At 46.1% G+C, this 20,899-nt stretch carries 16 protein-coding genes; 6 read left to right on the forward strand and 10 right to left on the reverse strand.

Annotation, left to right across the window (positions count from 1 at the left end):
- Positions 1-187: 187 nt before the first annotated feature.
- The 5 genes from AACU28_RS08205 to puuE form a co-directional block, all read right to left on the reverse strand.
- Positions 188-1,507: a urate hydroxylase PuuD gene (locus AACU28_RS08205; protein WP_121602749.1), complete on the reverse strand. Its 1,320-nt coding sequence runs from the start codon at positions 1,505-1,507 to the stop codon at positions 188-190.
- A gap of 14 nt (positions 1,508-1,521) precedes the next feature.
- Positions 1,522-2,082, reverse strand: coding sequence for an ureidoglycolate lyase (locus AACU28_RS08210; protein ID WP_004732859.1), 561 nt, complete (start codon positions 2,080-2,082; stop codon positions 1,522-1,524).
- A 14-nt stretch (positions 2,083-2,096) separates the two neighbouring features.
- A complete protein-coding gene (gene alc / locus AACU28_RS08215; RefSeq protein ID WP_017086623.1) occupies positions 2,097-3,083 on the reverse strand; it encodes an allantoicase in 987 nt (328 codons plus the stop codon).
- Between the two features lie 123 nt (positions 3,084-3,206).
- Positions 3,207-3,722, reverse strand: coding sequence for a 2-oxo-4-hydroxy-4-carboxy-5-ureidoimidazoline decarboxylase (uraD, locus tag AACU28_RS08220; RefSeq protein ID WP_102466187.1), 516 nt, complete (start codon positions 3,720-3,722; stop codon positions 3,207-3,209).
- A 21-nt stretch (positions 3,723-3,743) separates the two neighbouring features.
- A complete protein-coding gene (puuE, locus tag AACU28_RS08225) occupies positions 3,744-4,682 on the reverse strand; it encodes an allantoinase PuuE (protein WP_017111437.1) in 939 nt (312 codons plus the stop codon).
- A gap of 411 nt (positions 4,683-5,093) precedes the next feature.
- Between puuE and uraH the strand changes: the two genes are divergently transcribed.
- The 6 genes from uraH to AACU28_RS08255 all read left to right on the forward strand — a co-directional run bounded on the left by uraH (position 5,094) and on the right by AACU28_RS08255 (position 14,944).
- Complete coding sequence (gene uraH / locus AACU28_RS08230; RefSeq protein WP_017083063.1) at positions 5,094-5,447, forward strand: hydroxyisourate hydrolase; 354 nt, start codon at positions 5,094-5,096, stop codon at positions 5,445-5,447.
- A 246-nt stretch (positions 5,448-5,693) separates the two neighbouring features.
- Positions 5,694-7,037, forward strand: coding sequence for an NCS2 family permease (locus tag AACU28_RS08235; RefSeq protein ID WP_121602750.1), 1,344 nt, complete (start codon positions 5,694-5,696; stop codon positions 7,035-7,037).
- A gap of 258 nt (positions 7,038-7,295) precedes the next feature.
- Positions 7,296-8,747 (forward strand): nucleobase:cation symporter-2 family protein, encoded by a 1,452-nt coding sequence (locus AACU28_RS08240; protein ID WP_121602751.1) that lies wholly within the window; start codon positions 7,296-7,298, stop codon positions 8,745-8,747.
- A gap of 226 nt (positions 8,748-8,973) precedes the next feature.
- On the forward strand, positions 8,974-10,338 hold the full coding sequence (locus AACU28_RS08245; RefSeq protein WP_121602752.1) for an 8-oxoguanine deaminase: 1,365 nt from the start codon (positions 8,974-8,976) through the stop codon (positions 10,336-10,338).
- Between the two features lie 770 nt (positions 10,339-11,108).
- The gene (locus AACU28_RS08250) at positions 11,109-12,347 is read left to right on the forward strand and encodes an alpha-xenorhabdolysin family binary toxin subunit A (protein WP_121602753.1); all 1,239 of its coding nucleotides are present in this window, start codon (positions 11,109-11,111) and stop codon (positions 12,345-12,347) included.
- A 200-nt stretch (positions 12,348-12,547) separates the two neighbouring features.
- Entirely contained in the window at positions 12,548-14,944 is a 2,397-nt protein-coding gene (locus AACU28_RS08255; RefSeq protein WP_121602754.1) for a hypothetical protein, read from the forward strand.
- 189 nt (positions 14,945-15,133) lie between these two features.
- On the opposite strand, the gene AACU28_RS08260 is transcribed toward AACU28_RS08255, so the two are convergent.
- The 5 genes from AACU28_RS08260 to hyi form a co-directional block, all read right to left on the reverse strand.
- A complete protein-coding gene (locus tag AACU28_RS08260; protein WP_121602755.1) occupies positions 15,134-16,570 on the reverse strand; it encodes an amidohydrolase in 1,437 nt (478 codons plus the stop codon).
- A gap of 253 nt (positions 16,571-16,823) precedes the next feature.
- Positions 16,824-17,432 (reverse strand): TetR/AcrR family transcriptional regulator, encoded by a 609-nt coding sequence (locus AACU28_RS08265; RefSeq protein WP_121602756.1) that lies wholly within the window; start codon positions 17,430-17,432, stop codon positions 16,824-16,826.
- Between the two features lie 163 nt (positions 17,433-17,595).
- Positions 17,596-18,906 carry a glycerate kinase type-2 family protein gene (locus AACU28_RS08270; RefSeq protein WP_121602757.1) on the reverse strand — a complete coding sequence of 437 codons (1,311 nt, stop codon included), beginning with the start codon at positions 18,904-18,906 and terminating at the stop codon, positions 17,596-17,598.
- Positions 18,907-19,148: 242 nt separating this feature from the next.
- A complete protein-coding gene (locus AACU28_RS08275) occupies positions 19,149-20,045 on the reverse strand; it encodes a 2-hydroxy-3-oxopropionate reductase (protein WP_017076971.1) in 897 nt (298 codons plus the stop codon).
- Between the two features lie 38 nt (positions 20,046-20,083).
- Positions 20,084-20,860: a hydroxypyruvate isomerase gene (gene hyi / locus AACU28_RS08280; RefSeq protein WP_017075254.1), complete on the reverse strand. Its 777-nt coding sequence runs from the start codon at positions 20,858-20,860 to the stop codon at positions 20,084-20,086.
- Positions 20,861-20,899: the final 39 nt, after the last annotated feature.

Below are 20,899 nucleotides of genomic sequence, written 5' to 3' on the forward strand. Positions count from 1 at the left end.
TTAATCCACATATGCACCTAGAGTCACCAACTGAATGATAAATCTGCATTCCCTTTGTCCAAAAACAAAAAGCCCCGGTTATAGGAACCGGGGAAACAGGGTGGGATGAGTTTGGCGCGTGCCCGAAACCAAACTCTCCCCAAGCCTCACCTAAGACTCATGCTCTTAGGTAAAGGATTTCACATCATTATTGAAGCGTAGCGCCTTGCTCTACCCAAGTGCCGATGAGTGCGCGTTCTTCGTCGGTCATTTGAGTCATGTTACCGAGCGGCATCACCTTGGTTGTTACGGTTTGAGCAACAATCCTTGGGACGTTGGCTTTAATCTCTTCTGGGGTATCAAACATCACACCGGCTGGCGCAGCAGCAAAAGCAGCGTGGCTAGGGGTTGATGAGTGACACACAGAACAACGCTCTTGAATGACTTTGTTGATGGTTTCAAAGCTTACGCCTGCGCTAGCAGTTTGCATTGCGTGATCTGCTGGTGCAGCTTGAGAACTAGCCGTAGTTGAAGCTGTACCGTTTTCAGCAAGCTCTTCTGTCGCTGATTCAGTCGAGCTTACTTGCGCTTCTTGAACCACTGGCGCCTGCACAACCGGAGTCATCTGTTTTTTCGCGTAAGGTGAAGTCACAAACGCAAGCGTGATCATACCCAATGCCGCTACTGGCACTGTCCATGCAAACTTCTGACTACCATGACGGGTGTTGAAGTAGTGACGCACCAAGATACTGAAGATCGCTAGGCCAGCAAGGATCAGCCAGTTGTATTCCGAGCCATAAGTGCTTGGGAAGTGGTTACTGATCATGATGAACAGCACTGGCAGTGTCATGTAGTTATTGTGACGAGAACGCAGTAGACCTTTCGCTGGTAATGCCGGATCCGGTTCGCGCTTCTCTTCAATCGCTTTCACCAAGTTACGCTGCGCAGGCATGATAACGCGGAATACGTTACCCACCATGATGGTACCAATGATCGCACCAACATGGATGTAAGCGCCACGACCACTGAACACTTGAGTTAGGCCGTACGTCGCAGCGACGAGCAGCACAAACAGCACAACGCCAAGCAACACGGGGGTTTTACCTAATGGTGAGTCACACAGTAAGTCGTAGATAAACCAGCCGGCAACGAATGAACCAATACCAATCGCGATTGCGGTTGTTGAATCAAGGCCAGAGCCCGGTGCAATCAGGTAAATCTCAGCGTTGAGGTAGTAAACCACACCCAGTAGACACACACCGGTGATCCACGTGAAGTAGGCTTCCCATTTGAACCAGTGCAGGTGCTCTGGCATCTCGGGTGGCGCAAGTTTGTATTTTTCTAGGTGATAAATACCACCACCGTGAATTGCCCATAAGTCGCCTGAAAGGCCCGTTTTTGGGTTTACTCGGTTAAGGTTGTTCTCTAACCAAACAAAGTAAAATGATGCGCCTATCCACGCAACACCAACAATCATGTGAGCCCAGCGTATTGCTAGATTCAACCACTCTGTAATATGCGGATCCATAATAAACTCCTGTATCACAACGCTTTAGCTAAGCGTTGCTCTTCCTTATTGTCGTCCGTTGGCAAGTCGTCCAAATGCAATGCCACTCGGTCGCTGTCGAAATAAACTTCGTCACAGTTATGCCCTTCGCCGCCTCTATCGACGATCAAGAACTGGTCTTGATCGGTGAGGGCGAGAACTGGGTGATGCCACACCCCTTTGTGATAGTTCACTCCTTGACGACCGTTGCTCAAGAAAGCTCGGCTATTGGCTAATGTAGGATCGTCGCCTTTTGGCGCAACAACAATTAAATAGGGTTGACCAAGTAATGGAATGAATGCCTGAGAGCCAAGTGGATGACGCTCTAACATTTTGATGGTCAGTGGGTAGCTCAACGGTGTGGCTTGGAAGATGCTGATGATGGCTTCTCCGTCTTGGTCTTGCACATCCGTTGTCGCTAGCTTGTGGTAGCGACGTGTTGATCCACTGTTGATCATGAAGAAATCACTATTATCGGACTCGATAACATCGCCAAACTCTGCAAAAGCCTGCTTGGTTAACGGTTCGATGGATAAACGACGTATTCCATTACTCATACTCATTTCCTTACCTATTTCGCTTTCGTACCAAACAGACGCAAACGGCTGATACCACCATCTGGGAATATGTTTGCACGTACGTGGGTAATCGCACCAAGGTCGTTTACCTCAGAAATGAATTCGTGAATCTCGTGCGCTTGCAGCTTTTGTGCAGGCAAGAGTTCACGCCAGAATAGGCTTTGTGTTTCTACTTGGTCGTCGGTACCGCCTTTCACGTAAGCCGCTTGAATTGAGCAGCTGTCAGGGTAGTTACCTTTGAAATGAGCCGTATCAACAACGATGCGTTCGATGTTACCTGGGTGGCCTAGTGCCACGATAACCCAGTCGTTACCCGGTGTACGACGACGCGCTGTTTCCCAACCGTCACCCATGTTTTCACCGCGGCCTGGGCCTAAGATGTTGGCTTTGTTTCCGTAGTGTTCGTCACTACATGCGAGTGCTCGGCCACCGTGCTCAACCGATGCTAGGTCGACTTGTTGCTGAGAATCTATTGCTTCCCAATCCACACTTGGTCGGCCATAAACACGTAAGCGCGCTACACCGCCATCTGGGTAGATGTTCAAACGTAGATGAGTAAATACTTGGTCGCTTTCAATCGCTTCAAGATGATGATGATCACCTTGTAGTGCCATTGAAGGCAGAATTTCTTGCCACTCTGTTGCGTCTGTTGGCTCACCTTGTGGTGAATAACACGCGTCAATTGATGCCGAAGGTGGGAAGTTACCTGTGAAGAATGAGGTATCAATATCAACGCCAGCAATGGTGCCAGCTAGACCAAGGCGAACGACACAGTAGTCGTAACCTTCACCACGTTTACGTCTGCTTTCCCAACCGTCCATCCACTTGCCGTTATCGTCGTATAAGTCGTCTTTCCACTCTGGTGCTGCGTGGCTGAGTAGACGGCTTTTATCCGCGAAAAAATCGTCTGTTGCGAAGATAGCTTCTGCGCCGAGTTTTTCGTCTGCAAGGTTTATGTATTGTTCAAATGTTTGGGTCATGTCCGTGTAATCCTATCCAATTAATCAAGTAATAATAAAATGAGAACTTAGTGGCTTATTCGCTTATAAAGCGTGCTCTTAGCGCACTAAGACTGGGCTGAGATAGCTGTTAACTCCGTTAACTTACATATCCCAGAGACGAAACATCGCGATCTTGTTGATCTCTTGAATCGCCGTAGCAAACTCAGTTTCACTATCATTTCCTAATCGCATCTCGAACGACTCAAGAATTTGGTAACGATTGGCTCCCTTCACCGCCATGATAAAAGGGAAATTGAAGCGACTTTTGTAGCTGTTGTTGTAAGAAGTGAATTTTTCAAATTCTTCGGCGCTGCACTGGTCAATGCCCGCCCCCGCTTGTTCTTTGGTCGACGACTCGGTGAGTTCGCCGTTTACTGCAGCTCGACCGGCTAAATCCGGGTGAGCGTTGATCAAAGCCAACTGTTTGCCTTGGTCTGCACCTAACAAGGTCGATGCCATTTTCAGATGAAGATTCTCGATATGGTCGTCTTCGGCATTCAAACCTTGGTCATACACCACTTCTGCAACCCACGGGCTGTGTTCGTAGACATCAGCAAAGTGAGCGACAAAGGTATCGCGGTCCATGGTTGTTGGTTGGCATGATCGAAATTCAGTCACGTAAGCCTCCTTGCTTCACTGCTACTTTTGCTGTTGATGATTAGCGTTATTTGGTTGATATGGATGATGTTGGTGCCAGTGGTTGGCGATATCGATTCGACGACATAACCACACGCTGTCGTGCTGTTTTACGTAATCTAAGAAACGTCTCAATGCAGCAATACGACCGGGGCGACCAATCAGACGACAATGCAGCCCAACCGACATCATTTTCGGTGCGGTTTCGCCTTCCATATAAAGGGTGTCAAACGTGTCTTTCAGATATTGGAAGAACTGCTCACCAGAGTTAAAGCCTTGCGCCGTTGAAAAACGCATGTCGTTCACATCAAGTGTGTAAGGGATCACCAATTGCGGATGACCAGTCTCGGTGTGCCAATAAGGCAGGTCATCGTCATAAGCATCAGAGTCGTAAAGAAAACCGCCCTCTTCTGCAACCAAGCGACGCGTATTTGGACCCGTTCGACCTGTGTACCAACCTTGTGGACGTTGACCCGTCACTTGTTGGATGATCTCAATCGCTTTGGTCATGTGGTCGCGCTCTTCAGACTCATCAATGTATTGATAGTCGATCCAACGATAACCGTGGCTACAGATTTCGTGGCCCGCTTCGACCATAGCTTTGGCAACGTCTGGGTGACGCTCAATCGCCATTGCGACAGCAAATACAGTCAGTGGGATTTCATATTCATCGAACAAGCGAAGAACACGCCACACACCTACACGACTACCATATTCATAGATGGATTCCATGCTGATGTGACGTTCGCCTTTGATCGGTTGTGCTGACGGGATCTCTGAGAGAAAAGCTTCAGACTCGTCGTCTCCATGTAACAAACAACGCTCACCGCCCTCTTCATAGTTCAATACAAAAGAAACCGCGACGCGCGCATTACCTGGCCATTGAGGGTTTGGAGGGTTAGCTCCGTAACCGATCAAATTTCTTGAATAATCCTTATTCATCCAAGTACTCCTAACATAAGTGGTTGGCTTAGCCGCTCTTTAAGTGAGTCACCAAATGATTCAACCAAATGGATTCTCGATAAACAGAGCAACCTTACCCCTGTGCATTTATTGTATACAATTATTTATCTCAATGTAAAGATTTTGTTATTCAAGTTAAATTTACGCAATATTACTAATTAAAAACAACAACTTAACAAAACCAAAACTCACCAAAAAACGATAATCAAGATCTATAAAGTCAGAAAAAACGACACAATAGTTAACATTTTTCCAACAATTCGCTTTACTAATTGTGTACAGTTCGTACATAGTTAGTGATAACAAAGTGACCAGTTGCATTCTTTGCAAGGTCGAAACAGACAGATAAACCACGGAACAGAGGAGCGCCAAAAGCGCTATTAAAGGACTATGGGAAGATTAACAACACACGTATTAGACACAACTCACGGCTTACCGGGTGCAGAGATCAAGGTAGAGCTTTATAAGGTCAATGAAGACTCAACAGAAAAGTTGGCGACGGTAATCACTAACTCCGATGGCCGAACCGATGCGCCGATTCTGGCAGGGAATGATTTCCGACCGGGGAAATATCAATTGGTGTTCTACGTTGCCGATTACTACAGAAGTAAAGGCGTGGAATTGGATGGCGTGCCTTTCCTAGACGATGTGGTTATTCGTTTCGGCTTAGATGATCCAGAAGCGCATTATCACGTTCCTCTTCTCGTCTCGCCTTACAGTTTCTCAACCTATAGGGGCAGTTAGTCCCGTGACCTAGCACTTCGAACTAGGCTCAACCATCGAATAATAAACAGATTCGTGCGTGCATCTAAAACGATGCGCGCTCATTAAGCACGCTCATATAAAAATACTAACAACGTTAATAGTTAGAGAGTTGATGACTAAACAACAGGTAACTACAGAAATAGCGGCTAGGAAAAACCTTAAAACTTAATATTGAAATCTCGCTGTATTCAATAAATGGATCACAACATAAAAGGACTTGCTGACATGAGTGAGAGTAAAACAGAAATACTCAACCAAGATGCGAATAACGGAATTTTAGAGAAACTCTTTAAAATTAAGGCCCACGGAAGCAGTGTGAAAAATGAGTTGGTCGGCGGTGTCACCACCTTCGCAACCATGGCTTACATCATCTTCGTTAACCCACAAATTATGGCCGCTTCTGGCATGGATGCAGGAGCGGTATTCGTCGCAACCTGTATTGGTGCAGCTATCGGTTGTTTGTTAATGGGGTTATTTGCGAACTGGCCTGTCGGCCTTGCGCCGGGCATGGGCTTGAATGCCTTCTTCTCGTTCACGGTAGTAAGCGAAATGGGCTACAGCTGGGAAGTGGCACTGGGTGCGGTGTTTATCTCCGGCATCTTGTTTGTCGGGATGAGTTTCTACAAAGTCCGCCAATGGATCATTGAAAGTATCCCTGTGAGTTTACGTTACTCCATGACAGCGGGCGTTGGTTTGTTCTTAGGTCTAATTGGTTTAAAAACAGCGGGTATCGTCGTCGAAAACCCAGCAACTTTGGTTTCTCTAGGTGACTTTACCAAACCAGAAGCGCTACTGGCTGCTATCGCCTTCTTGATCATCGCTGTTCTGAGTGAGCGCAAGATTTTTGGTGCTGTGTTAATCGGTATTTTAAGTGTGACTCTGGTTGGCATGATGCTTGGCTTAGTTCACTACAACGGCTTCTTCGCGGCTCCGCCAAGCTTGGCTCCTACGTTCCTAAAAATGGACATTATGGGCGCACTCGATGTTTCAATGATTAGCGTTATCTTGGCTTTCCTTTTTGTAAACATGTTCGATACCGCGGGTACTTTGATGGGCGTGGCTGAGCGCGCAAACCTAACTAACCCTGAAACCGGAAAAATTGAAGGCCTAAGCAAAGCGCTTAAAGCCGACAGTATTTCAAGTGTGGCAGGTGCGTGTGTGGGTTGTCCGCCAGTAACCAGTTATGTAGAAAGTGCAGCAGGCGTTGCAGCAGGCGCACGAACAGGCCTATCAGCGATTGTGGTTGGCGTGTTGTTCTTAGCAGCAATTTTCCTATCGCCACTTGCAGGCATGATCCCCGCTTACGCTACCTCTGGTGCCTTGATTTATGTGGCCTTCGTGATGATGAGCAGCATGCAACACGTTGATTGGAAAGACTTCACCAACGGTGCACCTGCAGCCATTACCGCGCTGATGATGCCCCTGACCTTCTCTATCGCGAATGGTATCGCACTGGGTTTCATTACCTACACAGTGCTGAAACTGGCGACAGGTAAAACAAAAGACGTCTCAATTTCGATGTACTTCTTAGCCGCGATTTTTGTCGCGAAGCTAGTCTTCATCGGCTAATCACCCAACGTAACTATCACTTGGCCTGTTCGCAGGCCAAGCGATAGACGAATGCAATAAATAAGATAAGTAAGTAGCTATATCAGTAAGAAAATAAGCACTAACCAAATTTTCAAGAAAAAGCTAATTGTACTGATGAGTAGAGAGCAAATTCCCGACTTAATTAGTGCACCTTTTTTATGACCCTACGCAGTTTGTAGAAGTCATTATTTGACCGCCATTCGCCTGTAAACGGAAACACAGGCAGAGGAATATCAAATGAAACTTCTGTACACCCTAAATGAAAGACCGCCTCACGGCTTAACCTTTTTACTCGCTTTACAACACATGCTCGCATCGATTGGTGGCATTGTCGCTGTTCCCCTAATTGTCGGTGCTTCTATCGGCCTACCTAATACAGAGATCGTCTCACTGATCAATGCTGCGCTACTGGCGTCAGGTATTGTGACTGTCGCTCAATGTCTTGGCTTTGGCCCTGTTGGCATTCGACTGCCCGTGGTTATGGGTTCGAGCTTTGCCTTTTTAGGTGTCGCTATCTCAATCGGTAACGAAGGTGGTGTCGCCGCTATCATGGGCTCGGCGCTTATCGGCTCGTTTGTCGTGATTGGTGCCAGCTTCTATATGGACAAGGTTCGGAAGCTGTTCCCAACCGTGGTAAGTGGTGTTGTGGTTACCCTAATCGGCTTAACCATTTTACCGGTTGCCATGAATTGGGTCGGGGACTCCCCAGCCAATACGGAACAGTTCGCCACACTACCAAAGCTGTTTCTAGCACTGATCTCTTTGGGGATTGTGGTTGGCGTATCGGTTTACTGTAAAGGGGCGGTTGCCGCTTCGGCCATCGTGATTGGTTTAGCGGGCGGCTACATTGTGGCGCTGTCACTCGGCATGGTCGACCTTGAGCAAATCAGCTCTGCCGCTTGGGTTGGCGGACCTGAGCCCTTCAAATATGGCTTTACCTTTTCTGCTAGCGCCATCATCAGCATGAGTTTGGTGTACATCGTGGTTATCGCCGAAGCAACCGGCGACTTCATGGCGTTGGGCAACAACTGTCAAACCCAAGTCAGTGGTAAAGATCTAAAACGTGGATTACTCGGCGATGGCCTTGGTAGTACCTTATCTTCGATTTTAACCGCGATGCCATTGGCGTCATTCAGCCAAAATGTCGGTATTGTTGGTATCACAGGTGTAGCAAGTCGATATGTTGTGGCTGCAACCGGTGGTTTACTAATTTTAGGCGGTTTATTCCCGAAATTAGCCGCTATTGCCGTCACGATTCCGAAACCTGTTCTAGGTGGTGTGGGCTTTGTGATGTTCGGTATGATTGCTTACGCGGGCATCCGCATGTTGATCAAAGCCGCAGACACCAAGCGAAATGCCTTGGTAATCTGTGTTGGTTTAGCGTCTGGCTTAGCCGTCACTTTCGAACCAAGGTTGCTGCAACACTTGCCGCATGACCTTGCGAACTTTCTTCACTCTGGCATTACAACAGGCACCATCATGACGGTTCTTCTAAACCTTGTGTTGCCGAAATCTTCACGAGCAGAAGAGCAAGAAGCGCTGGCCGAAAGCCAAGCGCAAGTTGAATTAGAAATGAAAGAACAAGCTGAAGAAGAGTTACAGTCAAACGACCAATTAGAGATTCAGCAAGCAAGCACAGAAACAGATGTTCAAGCGGCATCAGAAAATCCTGAGCCCAAAGCGAACTAGCTAGCTAACTCTCGAACTAATTAAGTCTGGAACTAACTAAGTCTCAAATTAACTGAGTCTAGAACTAACTGGTTCACTGACTAACGTAAAACCGATTTTCACAGAATCAGGGAATGATTAGAGCATTGAACGTTTTAACGCCCTGATTCGAATTTATCTTTCAACAGCAAATACCAATAAAGACCCTCTTCCCTGAAAAGGCTGAGATGGCTAAGGACTACTATGAATGGAAACAATCTGGATTAAGAATCCTCTCGCAATCTACACTGGCTCACTGGCTGATGCAGAAGGCGGTATTGTCATTAAAGGTAATACAATCATTGAGCTGGTTGGCAAACACAAAGAGCCAATCTTACCCGTAGATTACAGCGTCGACGCCTCTCGTCATGTTGTGACTCCTGGGCTTATCAATGCGCACCACCACTTCTATCAAACCCTAACGCGTGCCTACCCCGGCGCACTGAATAAAGAACTCTTCCATTGGCTACAAAGCCTCTATCCAGTTTGGGCCAACCTCGATTCGGAGATGATGAGCCTTGCCACAGAGTTAGCTCTGGTTGAGTTGATGATGTCGGGCTGTACCACAGCGTCAGACCATCATTACTTACTGCCAAACGGGCTAGAGCACGCCATCGATTTACAAGTCGAGGCCGCAGAGAAACTAGGTGTAAGAGCGATATTTACGCGCGGCTCCATGAGCCTTGGGGAAGATGAAGGTGGGCTACCTCCACGACACACCATTCAAACCGAACAAACCATTATCGATGACAGCCAACGCTTGATCCGCGATTACCACCAGCGTGATGAAGGGGCGATGATTCAAATCGCACTCGCACCTTGTTCGCCGTTCTCAGTCACCACCGATCTAATGAAAGAGACCGCTAAGATCAGTGAGCGTGAGAACGTGATGATGCACACTCACCTATGCGAAACGCTCGATGAAGAGGACTTCTGTATCGAGAAGTTCGGTCTACGCCCTGTCGATTACCTAGAAGATGTGGGCTGGCTGAATGAACGCACTTGGCTTGCACACGGCATTCACTTCAACCCAGAAGAGATCAAACGATTGGGCAAAGCAGGCATTGGCATCAGCCACTGCCCGACGTCCAACATGATGCTGGCTTCCGGTATTTGTAAGAACAACGACCTTGAAGCCGCTGGCGTTAAAGTCGGGCTAGGTGTTGATGGTTCGGCCTCCAATGACGGCTCGAACATGATTGCAGAAGTGCGCATGGCGATGTACTTACAGCGCCTGCAGTATGGCTCTGCCAACGTTTCACACTTCGACGCACTGCGCTGGGCAACGTCAGGCTCAGCACGCGCAATGGGTAGAACGGATATCGGTACACTAGAAGTCGGAAAACAAGCCGACATCGCGATGTTCAAACTCGATGATATTCGTTTCTCTGGCAGCCACGATCCACTGGCTGCACTACTACTTTGTGGAGCTCAACAAGCGGATAAAGTGATGGTAGCCGGAAAATGGCGAGTTAACGATGGAGTAGTAATTGGAGTAGACATGGAGCAACTGATGCACCGCCACCATGCTGCCGCCATGAAGCTCGGTAAGCTGGCGATGAATAACAACTAACTAAGACACTTGCCCATCAAACACTGCAAGCCAAAGCGCGTGGCTTTGATGGGCAAACACCCAGAACATCCGCAAAGATTCTAAAACCCCATAAACATTCGAAAACACCCGCAAAAATCTGCAGGCATGATTGCCTCTCAGGCTATGTATTAGTCAGTTTACTTAAATAGTTCCATCCCTATCAGAACGAAATATAAACCTTCACTAATTGAAGATAAGCTAATTAAATGCAATCTAATTTAATATTAACTAATAAAACATTCACTAATTAAACTTTCGATTAATATAAAGCAACCCGTACATTATCTGGCACAGATCAAATTTAAAACGCTCGTTCTATTTATATATTCATCAAATTAATCAACAGATTTAGTAATAATGGAAATTATGAGGGTAATTATACTTTTATCACTTATCGCATTTATGAATAGAATAAAAACCTCTCGAGACCTTTCCATACCTAGCCTGACAAAAGACACAAGAGTAGTGACTTAAATATCATTAAATTCAATAGATCAACAATCAATCAATATGAATCCAAATATGTGATCTAAATAGAACTTTTCATTATAAATCTACTATAGATTGACCAAATCTTATAAAAACAAAAAACACATTAAAGGGGTCTATTTTAAAAACAAAAAATAATTATAAGAATAACAATATAAAACTATTCAATAACCCTTCATAAATATTTAAAAATGCCATCGAATGGTAGGGGGATTATTGTCTTTGTAAAAAGCTAATAACAAATCTAACAGGGCTAAACGATGAAAAAAATCACTAAAACACTCGTACTATCTTCGATTTCAATTGGGCTACTTTCTTCTTTTGCTTTCACTTCTCAAGCAGCGCCAGTTCAAGTTAACCAAGCGTCAGCTGAACAAAACATACCTCAAGTCACCTACGATACGATAATCGGTGAGAATGGCGTCTTTATTGATTTAGATACCGACAACTTTATTCTCAAACAGCAAGAGTGGTATCAGATCCAAGCCTATGTCGAAGGTGCTTTAGCACTGCCTGTGACAGAAGCCAGTATGAAGTCGACTTTAAGTATTCCTAACGACATTCCTTTCTCTAATTTTCAAGCACTGGTCGAGCAATACTCAAACATTCACGATACTGCCTTTTATTGGAAAAAAGACCTTTACCCAAGCATCGTTGACCTTTCATTAAGCTTGGCCAATTACGCACAAATTAAAGACTACATGCTCACCCCTTTGAGCGATGCTTTGAATGAAATGTTGGCCAAAGCATTCTCGCCACTGCCGGAAGATATAGAAGCAGTAGAACGCAACAGAAAAATGGCGATTGCTTACCTAAAAAGCCTGCAGAACTTTTCCATGAAATACCAACAAGAAGTGTCTGACGTTGGCGGAAATCTATTGGAATTTTCAGCCACACTGGACACGCAAAAATTGCAGCTAGATGTGTTGGAAGGTACCCATAACGGTTATCTAAGCGATGATGGCAGTGCGCTTCAGCAACGAGTGAATGACATCAATGCACGTATCACTCAACTCAACAAAGATTACACTCACTACGTTACGGTCGCCTCTACCGCAGTGACTTATGCTTGGTTCCCTCTGGTTGCAGGGCCAATTATGGGCGTCTACGGCGATAAAGCAGAAAAAGCACGCAAACTTCGTAACGAATTACAAAACGAAGTAAAAGAGCTTCAAGAGCAGTTAACTTACACGCAAAAAATATATAACTCTTATCATCGCTCTTCGGAGAGTATCGAGATAATTTCTCAGCAAATTGAAAATGCGATTCCACATATTAATAAGCTGAAACTGAATTGGCAGAAAATGAATGCCGACTTCACTTCACTGCTCGTTGCACTAGAACAAGCTCAAGATAATGCCGATATCATGAGAGACGATACCATGCTTGGTGCGATAGGCGCGCTTGCCAATACAACAGTTGCAGAAAGTAACTGGAGTAATATTAGTGAGAAAGCAAAAGCGTTCGCAAACAATGCATATATCCAAAAAATGGATTAGTCCCTATACCTATCGAAAAGTAGCGCGACAGATAAAATCGACGCTATATACAGAAACGCTATACACAGCAACGAAACTGCTAAAAATATAACAAGATAGCCAAATTACCTTCCGAATAAGAAGCCGCACCTTAAGCAAATTAAGGTGGCGGCTTCTGCTACCCAAAATTTGGTGACTACTAATTTCGACAGGACATAAATATGAGACTTCTACCTATTATTATTTCTCTTTCATTTTCTCCACAGGCTTTTTCTAGCGACTGGCTTGAACTGAACAATTTACCCAATTCAACCGAATACCCAACCTGGGTTCAATCTGCCTATTCCGATGTTGGCGTCTTATCGCGTTCAACATCCGATTTACACATCAACCTAAGTGACTGGATTGCAGAGCAGAACCTCTATGTCACTAAGCCTTCAAAAGTTGTCATTTTTGCAGATACGATTGAGGTTCCAGAGAACTTCAACTTGCTCGTAAATAACCAAAACATCCTGATTTTTGCGCGTAAAATTGTTGGCCAAGGCACGCCGACATTTGTGCTCGGACAACAAGGCTCTGCTGCCTCAATTTCTGTGATTGCGGGCGAGATAGAGACACCGATTAATGTGCTCGCTTTCCAAAGCGATGGCAGCATTACGCGAGACGCTCTAACAGGGAAAATCGGTGATGGTGAATCCGTTGTCTTAGCAGGAGAGCACTACCGAAGAACCACCATCGACTCAAACATTACCGGGCAAATGAAATTGGCTTCTGAGCCTTTTACAGACATTGTTAATCGTTCTTTTGATATGGCTGCCAGCTTATACGATACCAACCCAGAACTTAGCCTCGACCTCATCAACTGGGTTGAGCAGAGCTTACGTTACTCAGGTTCAGTGGTAGAAGACGACCCAATCCTTTCAGACCTTTACTTGCAAACCGTCGCGTTCAAACAATTCATTAGCTTCAGCACCAAAGAGAGCCACTATGTGCCTTATCTCGATAAGGTGTTGTACCAAGATAAATACGAAGCGTATCTGAAAGCGATGGTCGCATATCAAGCTCAGTGGGACATTATTCAAGACAGAAGCACCGTCATTGAAGACAAAATAGAAGCCGCTAAGTTAGCGCTCGCTAACATCGAAGACGTTCTTCGCGCTCAAAGCTCGATTATCACACAAACCCAGTCCAACATAGACAAGATAGGCGATAGCCTGACCGAAGTAGATAGCCAATACAAAGCTCAGGAGTTAGTGACTCTCGATGCAAGAACGACTTATCTAGTTGGCGTAGAGAATTGGAAAACCCAGCAGCAACTCAACGCAGCTTTGGCGATTTTCAAAGCAATAGCCGAGATTGGCAGTGCAGTGAGTGGCGTGTTCACCGGCAACCTTTCAGGGGTCAATGACCTAACCGAACAATTGGCTAAAACCCCAGAAGCATTAGAAAAAGCGAAAAACCTCGTCACCAATATCAAGTCTGTCACGGGCATTATTGATAGCGTCACCAAAACGATTTCTGGTATCTCTCAGCTCACCACGGATATTAAATCAACTATCAAGTTCCAGAAGATATCGGAAGCGATGGATGGCTTTAACTTCAACATCCCAACCATCAATGAAAGCAATCTAGCTTGGGATCTGATGATCACCGAGATCCGCAGCAACTTAAGATATGCTGATAGTTTGGGAATAAAAGGGACGAGACAGTACTTACTTGAGCTTGAGAAACAGGTGCTTCTGGGTAAGGCAATTAACATCACCCAGCTTAACTTTGCTCAGGAACAAGCAAAGTTGGTCGACTTGTTGTTAACCAATAACGTAACCATCAATCAACAGCAAAGACTGAGTGATGCAATTGGGAGTTATCAGGTAGATACCGACAACTTCGATTCGATTGAACGTGAACTGTCGAGAGTATTGATGCACTTCAAACGTCCTATGTACGTTGCTTTATCTAACTATGTTCAGGCATACGAATATTGGGCATTGAAGCCAAGCGAGATCACGCCTTCTCTCAACAAAAGCTACTTGGACTACCAATTTGATTTGGCGTCCATCGAAAGTGAGTATGTGAATGCTCTGTCTTCTTTCCAACCCGCGCCACAAGATTTCACCATCGATAACTACACCATTTCCAGCCCAGAACAACTCGAAAGCTTTGCAACAACCGGACAGCTCAACTTCTCTATTCCATTAGAGCAAGTCCAACTCTGTTCGTTTGACCGCGTTAGGCTATCCACGGTACGAGTGTTCTTAGAGGGTGAAAACTTACCTTATGGCAAGCAACTCAACCTGCGTGTCTCCAGTTCAGGCAACTATGCCGATCGATACGAAAATCAAGATTACCAGTTCAGCTCTAACCCCGTGTCACGCGCGTTCTACTATCGCATTGATGATCCAACCACCAACGACATCAGCATCATTACCGATGGCGCCGTAGCGAATAAGTTCGAATACGCGTACTTCCAGCCCACCCCATTCACTTCATGGAATGTCACGCTTAACAACTTTGATAAAACCGAGCAAGCGAACAACCAGTACCTAAAAGATATCGAACAGATTCGCGTCGAATTCTTAGGTAGCGGTATTCCTAATGGCAATAGTTGCTCCAATTAGCTAAGTGCTGCTTTAATTAATCAAGATCTTCTCTAACTAACCAAGTGCAACCTCAATTAACCAAGTGTTGCTGTCATCCAAAGAACTGAGGTTCAAGGAGTAAGGTTCTGGAGAGAGTTCGTAACAAAAAAAGGCCGACATGATGTCGGCCTTGTTACTTCTATTCGATTTTGGAATCCGATTTACTTCCTAATCCATCAAGCTCTTAGATTTAATCGCCTTCTTTGAAAGCTCTTTGGCAAACTCAGTAATGTCAGCTTCAAACTCATCGACGCTTTGGCGGATATCATCCAGTTGAACGGTTTGCATTACGCGGTTTTCCATCACGATTTGGCCGTTAACGATAGTGGTGTCGATGTTGCTTGGGTTCGCTTGGTAAACCAATGTCGCGTATGGGTCGTAACTTGGCATCATGTTCGCTGATTGTGTTTCTACAATCACGATGTCCGCTTTTTTACCCACTTCCAGAGAACCAATTTGGTCTTCCATGTGTAGGGCTTTCGCGCCACCTAAGGTTGCCATTTCAATCACTTGCTCAGGGATCATAATGGTGCGGTCTGAATGCTTTAAGCGCTGCATGTTAGCTGCGTAACTTAGAGTACGCATGATATCGACTTGATTGGAGCTCATTGGCCCGTCGGTTCCTAAGCCAATGCGCATATCGGCACGATACATCTCCCAAGCAGGCGCAATGCCTGTCGCCCCTTTGGCGTTCGCCATTGGGTTGTATGAGATACCCGCGTCAGCTTGCTTGAGAAGCTTTTGGTCATTTTCTGAAAGGTGGATGCCGTGAGCAATCACTACACGCTCATCAAGCACACCGATTTCATCCATGTATTCAACTGGCGATGTCGCTTTGGTTTCGTCTTTGATGCGCTTTTCTTCATTCGGGAATTCAGCAACGTGAATCAGCACCGGCACATCGTATTGAGTAGACAGCTTGTTGATTTCTTGCAGCTTATCTTTACTCACGGTGTACACCGCGTGTGGTGCATAAGCAGGTGTGATTAACTCGTCGTTTTTGTACTGCTCAATAAAGCCTTTGGCATACTCAATCCCACCGTAAGGTTCTTTAGCATCGACCACTGGAAACTTAATCACGGTTTCGCCGAGCACGGCGCGTAAGCCGACTTCTTTGGTCGCTTTTGCCATTTCGTCCATGTGGTAATACATATCGGCGTAAGTGGTTACACCGCTTTGTGCCAATTCAATAGAGCCAAGCTTGGTTGCGTTGTAAATCAGTTCACGGCTTAGCTTTTCGGCTTCTAGAGGAAAGAAGTAAGCGAACAAGCGGTTCGAGATGCCCTCTTCTCCTAAGCCGCGGAACGCGATCATAGGTAAATGGTTGTGCGCGTTCACCATGCCCGGCATAACGATTCCGTCTTGAGCATCAATCACCTTTTCAGCGCGATATTGAGTGATCAAATCCTCGTTACCAACTGCGATAATCTGGTCGTCTTTCACCACTACCACACCATCTTCAATCACATCCATTTCTGAATTGATGGTGAGAACCTGTCCGTTGGTGATGATCAGATCAGCATTGTATGTTTGCGTCGCGACCGTTGAACCGCAACCTGCAAGCAGAACTGCGCTGATGGTGCATGCCAAGCTTTTAAGCGTCATTGCTAAACCTTAATGTTGTGCGTGTAATATTGTTAGCAGGTTAGTCTTTTCCTTTAGAAAAAAGAGCACCGCTAAATTTTTGCGACACTATAACCTTACCTTTAAATAAAATGGCATACCTAATCGAGCCAAATTCAAGATAAATGAGTTATTGCACAACAGGTCACAAAAGTAGCTTTGCACATATGCTCACTCAAATGCACAAACAAAAAAGGCCTGCAATCGCAGACCCAAAAAAAACATTCAAATAACGTTAGCCTTTCACACCACACCCTTTAATCACTAGCTGGGTGATAAACTCAGCGGCATCTTCATAGTCTTTATCATCGAGCTTATCTTTCTGCATCACGCTGCAAATCTGCCAGCCAAAATCGGCGTAGGTTTGGGTGGCTGCCCAAATGGTAAACATCAGGTGGTGTGCAGGAACGTCATCCATTAAGCCTTGTGCTGACCATGTTGAGAACTTATCAAGAATCATCTGGGATTGCTTATACAGCTCATCGCCAATCTCTTTCGGCAGTACTTTCGCGCCCGACATCACTTCATTGGCAAACACTTTAGAGGCATGTGGATGGTCGCGAGAAATGATCAGTTTGGTTTGAATATATTGGGACAAGGCTTCAACAGGATCGCTGAGCTCTTCAATCGGACGAGATGCTTCAAGTAAAGGCTGAGTGACGGTTTCTAGAACGGCATTGTAGAGCTTATCTTTAGAGCTGAAATAGTAGAATACGTTGGGTTTGGGAATGTCGGCCGCTTTTGCGATATCGGCCATTTTTGTTGCGGCATAACCATGAGTGGCGAATTGTTCACACGCGACTTCGATGATTAAATCTTGATTCTTTTGTCTGATCCTAGACATATTGCATCCTTTACAGCTCGTTACTAAAATCATAGTAATCAACGTGCTTCATTAGTCCAGAAGATAATCTCAGAACTCAAGGTCACCGCATTGATAACAATAAAATGGCCGCTCTATTTGTTAAGAAACGACCATTCCATACCGTGTTTTTGAACTGTTCAAGTTAAAGAATCAATATTGCTCTGAAGTCATTCACATTGGTCAGCGTTGGTCCCGTGGTAAGAAGCACATCGACTTGCTTGAAGAAATCGTAGCTGTTGTTGGCATCGAGGTAGTCTTGCGCTTTAAGCGACAGACTCGAACCTTGTTGCCATGTTTGAGGGGTTATCCATGCGCCCGCATTGTCTTCCACGCCATCAATCCCGTCGGTATCGGCAGCCAATGCGAAGATATTGTCTTGGCCTTTGAGCTCGCTATACAAGCTCAACAAGAACTCACAGTTACGCCCACCGCGACCATTGCCTTTAACGGTTACTGTGGTTTCCCCGCCGGAAAGTATCACGCAAGGCGTCTCGAATGGGTGCTTGTTATTAGCCACTTGTTTGGCTAGCGCAGCATGCACCTTCGCGACATCTCGCGCTTCTCCCTCTATGCAATCACTCAACACATAAGCGGGAATACCCAAGCCTTCAGCTTCTGCAGCAGCGGATTCCAATGCCGACATTGGTGTAGCGATAATATGGTGCTCCGCGTTCTTCCAACAGGCATCATCTGGCTTAATGGTCTCTGACTCTGGATTATTTAGCCATTCAAATGCCGAGCGTGGTGTTTCTATTTGATAACGTTCTAAAATGGCCATCGCATCAAAACGCGTGGTGGTGTCGGGTACGGTTGGGCCAGAGGCAATCACACTAATGTCATCGCCCGGCACATCTGAAATCGCCAGTGACACAACCCTTGCAGGATACGCGGCTTTTGCTAGTCGCCCCCCTTTTATCGAAGATAGATGTTTACGAACACAATTCATCTCATCAATAGCGGCGCCTGATTTGAGCAGCGCTTTATTTATTTGTTGCTTCTCCGCCAAGCTGATGTCGCCACCGGGAAGACTTAGCAAAGCGGAACCGCCACCCGACAGTAGGCAAATAACCGTGTCATCTGCGCTCAAGCTACTCACCAATTGCAGCATACGTTGGCTCACTTCTAAGCCCATCGCATCTGGCACGGGGTGCGCTGCTTCAATCACCTCAATGTGTTCGCAAGGTGCGGTGTGCTCATAACGAGTCACCACTAAGCCTTCAAGATCACGCAGTGCGAGATCTTGCTGTTTCTTTGCCTGCCAAACCGCTTCAAGCTCTGCGGCCATCGACGCGGCTGCTTTTCCTGCTCCTATCACCACAGTACGCCCAGCTTGGTTGGCTGAGCGGTAAAAAATGTCTTGAGGAAGAAAAGGTTCGATGTGATTTGTAGGTAGCGCCTGATTAACAGCACTTGAGAAAAGGGTTTGTAGAAACTGCTTAGCATCAATGTCCATCAGCCACTCCTTAGTTGACGGAGAAAAAAAGAACCCCGATACAAGGCCAAAGGGTGCCTGCTAAGATCAAGTTGGAAAGGAACAACTTCAACCTCTGCCTCGTATCAGGAACGCGTATAAAAGGAGACGAAACTACGCGATTTATAAACAAACTGTTGGGCTACGAATCGATAGCAGCCCTAATTAATTAACGGATAATCGGTTGATTGACTAACCACTAAACGGACAAACCGTTAACTAGATTAACGAATCGAGTGGTCAGAACGTTTCTCAATCGCTTGGATAAGCGCAGAGTGGTCCCAACCTTCGCCGCCCATTTCGGCACACTCACCAAATAGCTCTTGTGCATTTGCCGTATTCGGCAGTGCAACCCCTAGCTCTTGTGCGCCCGTTAGCGCTAAGTTGAGGTCTTTTTGGTGAAGCGAGATTCTAAAGCCTGGATCAAAGGTACCTTCAACCATACGCTCACCGTGCACTTCCAATATCTTAGAGTTAGCAAAGCCACCTAATAAAGCCTGACGTACTCGCGCTGGATCAGCACCGGCTTTCGAAGCAAATACGAGCGCCTCAGACACGGCTTCGATATTCAGAGCAACGATGATTTGGTTTGCGACCTTACAGGTTTGACCCGCACCGTTGTCGCCTACTAGCGTGATGTTCTTACCCATGATTTCGAACAGAGGACGAGCTTTATCAAACGCGTCTTGCTCACCGCCCACCATGATAGTCAGCGCTGCATTAATCGCGCCTACTTCACCACCCGAAACGGGAGCGTCAAGGTATGACGCGCCGCCTTCGTTAATTCGCGCTGCAATTGCTTTGGTCGCGATTGGCGAGATCGAACTCATGTCGATAACCAGTTTTCCAGCTGCACCGCCCGCAGTTAGACCTTTCTCGACGCCGTTGTCACCAAACAGGACATCTTCAACTTGTGGTGTATTCGGCACCATTAAGATAACGATATCCGCAGCTTCAGCCGCTTCCGCTGGTGAATGACAGACCGTTGCGCCCGCTGCCACAAGGTCGGCAGGTGCTGCATTAAAGTGATCCGACAGAATCAAATCGTGACCTGCTTTTTGAAGGTTACTCGCCATAGGTTTACCCATGATGCCAGTTCCGATAAATGCAATTTTAGACATGTTGTTCTCCTTAACGTTTGAGGGTTACCAGACGCAAATTAACGGTACTGGTGTAGCCAACCAAGGCCTTCTGTCGTTGTCGTTTTAGGTTTGTATTCGCAGCCCACCCACCCTTGATAGCCAAGCTCATCAAGATAATTGAGCACGAATGGGTAATTGATTTCGCCAGTACCCGGTTCGTGTCGGCCTGGATTGTCCGCCAGTTGCACGTGTGCGATTTGGCCAATGTTTTGTTGCATGGTCGGCGTGAGATCGCCTTCCATAATTTGCATGTGATAAATATCGTATTGGATAGAAAGGTTATCGCTCCCTACCTCTTTAATGATCGCTTTGGCTTGCTCAGTCGTGTTTAAGAAGAAGCCCGGAATATCACGGGTATTGATCGCCTCTATCACTAAGCTAATGCCTTCTGCTGCTAGCGCGTTCGCCGCGTAATGCAGGTTAATCACAAACGCCGATTGCGCATCTTGTTGGGTGACACCTTGCGGAACAATCCCCGCCAAGCAATTCACTTGAGTACAACCGAGTGCTTTTGCGTAAGCGATGGCTTTAGGTACACCCGCTTGAAATTCTTCAACTCTTGCTGGGTCGACCGCGATACCACGGTCGCCAGCGTCCCAATCACCCGCGGGCAAATTAAATAGCACTTGCTCTAGGTTATTAGCGTCGAGTTTTGCTTTGATTGCCTGAGCATCAAAGGCGTAAGGGAAAAGATATTCTACGCCCTGAAAACCCGCTTCCGCTGCGGCTTCAAAGCGATCCATAAAATCAACTTCCGTGAATAACATTGACAAGTTTGCTGCAAATTTTGCCATGACTCTGTCCTTATTCTTTATCTGTAAAAATCTGGTTGT

It is taken from the genome of Vibrio sp. SBT000027, from assembly GCF_963894355.1.
GTDB lineage: Bacteria > Pseudomonadota > Gammaproteobacteria > Enterobacterales > Vibrionaceae > Vibrio > Vibrio splendidus.

Bases quoted from the DNA above. Each gene is read 5' to 3' on its own strand.
- AACU28_RS08205 (WP_121602749.1), bottom strand. From the start codon at position 1,507: ATGGATCCGCATATTACAGAGTGGTTGAATCTAGCAATACGCTGGGCT.
- AACU28_RS08210 (WP_004732859.1), bottom strand. From the start codon at position 2,082: ATGAGTAATGGAATACGTCGTTTATCCATCGAACCGTTAACCAAGCAG.
- alc (WP_017086623.1), bottom strand. From the start codon at position 3,083: ATGACCCAAACATTTGAACAATACATAAACCTTGCAGACGAAAAACTC.
- puuE (WP_017111437.1), bottom strand. From the start codon at position 4,682: ATGAATAAGGATTATTCAAGAAATTTGATCGGTTACGGAGCTAACCCT.
- uraH (WP_017083063.1), top strand. From the start codon at position 5,094: ATGGGAAGATTAACAACACACGTATTAGACACAACTCACGGCTTACCG.
- AACU28_RS08235 (WP_121602750.1), top strand. From the start codon at position 5,694: ATGAGTGAGAGTAAAACAGAAATACTCAACCAAGATGCGAATAACGGA.
- AACU28_RS08240 (WP_121602751.1), top strand. From the start codon at position 7,296: ATGAAACTTCTGTACACCCTAAATGAAAGACCGCCTCACGGCTTAACC.
- AACU28_RS08245 (WP_121602752.1), top strand. From the start codon at position 8,974: ATGGAAACAATCTGGATTAAGAATCCTCTCGCAATCTACACTGGCTCA.
- AACU28_RS08250 (WP_121602753.1), top strand. From the start codon at position 11,109: ATGAAAAAAATCACTAAAACACTCGTACTATCTTCGATTTCAATTGGG.
- AACU28_RS08255 (WP_121602754.1), top strand. From the start codon at position 12,548: ATGAGACTTCTACCTATTATTATTTCTCTTTCATTTTCTCCACAGGCT.
- AACU28_RS08260 (WP_121602755.1), bottom strand. From the start codon at position 16,570: ATGACGCTTAAAAGCTTGGCATGCACCATCAGCGCAGTTCTGCTTGCA.
- AACU28_RS08265 (WP_121602756.1), bottom strand. From the start codon at position 17,432: ATGTCTAGGATCAGACAAAAGAATCAAGATTTAATCATCGAAGTCGCG.
- AACU28_RS08270 (WP_121602757.1), bottom strand. From the start codon at position 18,906: ATGGACATTGATGCTAAGCAGTTTCTACAAACCCTTTTCTCAAGTGCT.
- AACU28_RS08275 (WP_017076971.1), bottom strand. From the start codon at position 20,045: ATGTCTAAAATTGCATTTATCGGAACTGGCATCATGGGTAAACCTATG.
- hyi (WP_017075254.1), bottom strand. From the start codon at position 20,860: ATGGCAAAATTTGCAGCAAACTTGTCAATGTTATTCACGGAAGTTGAT.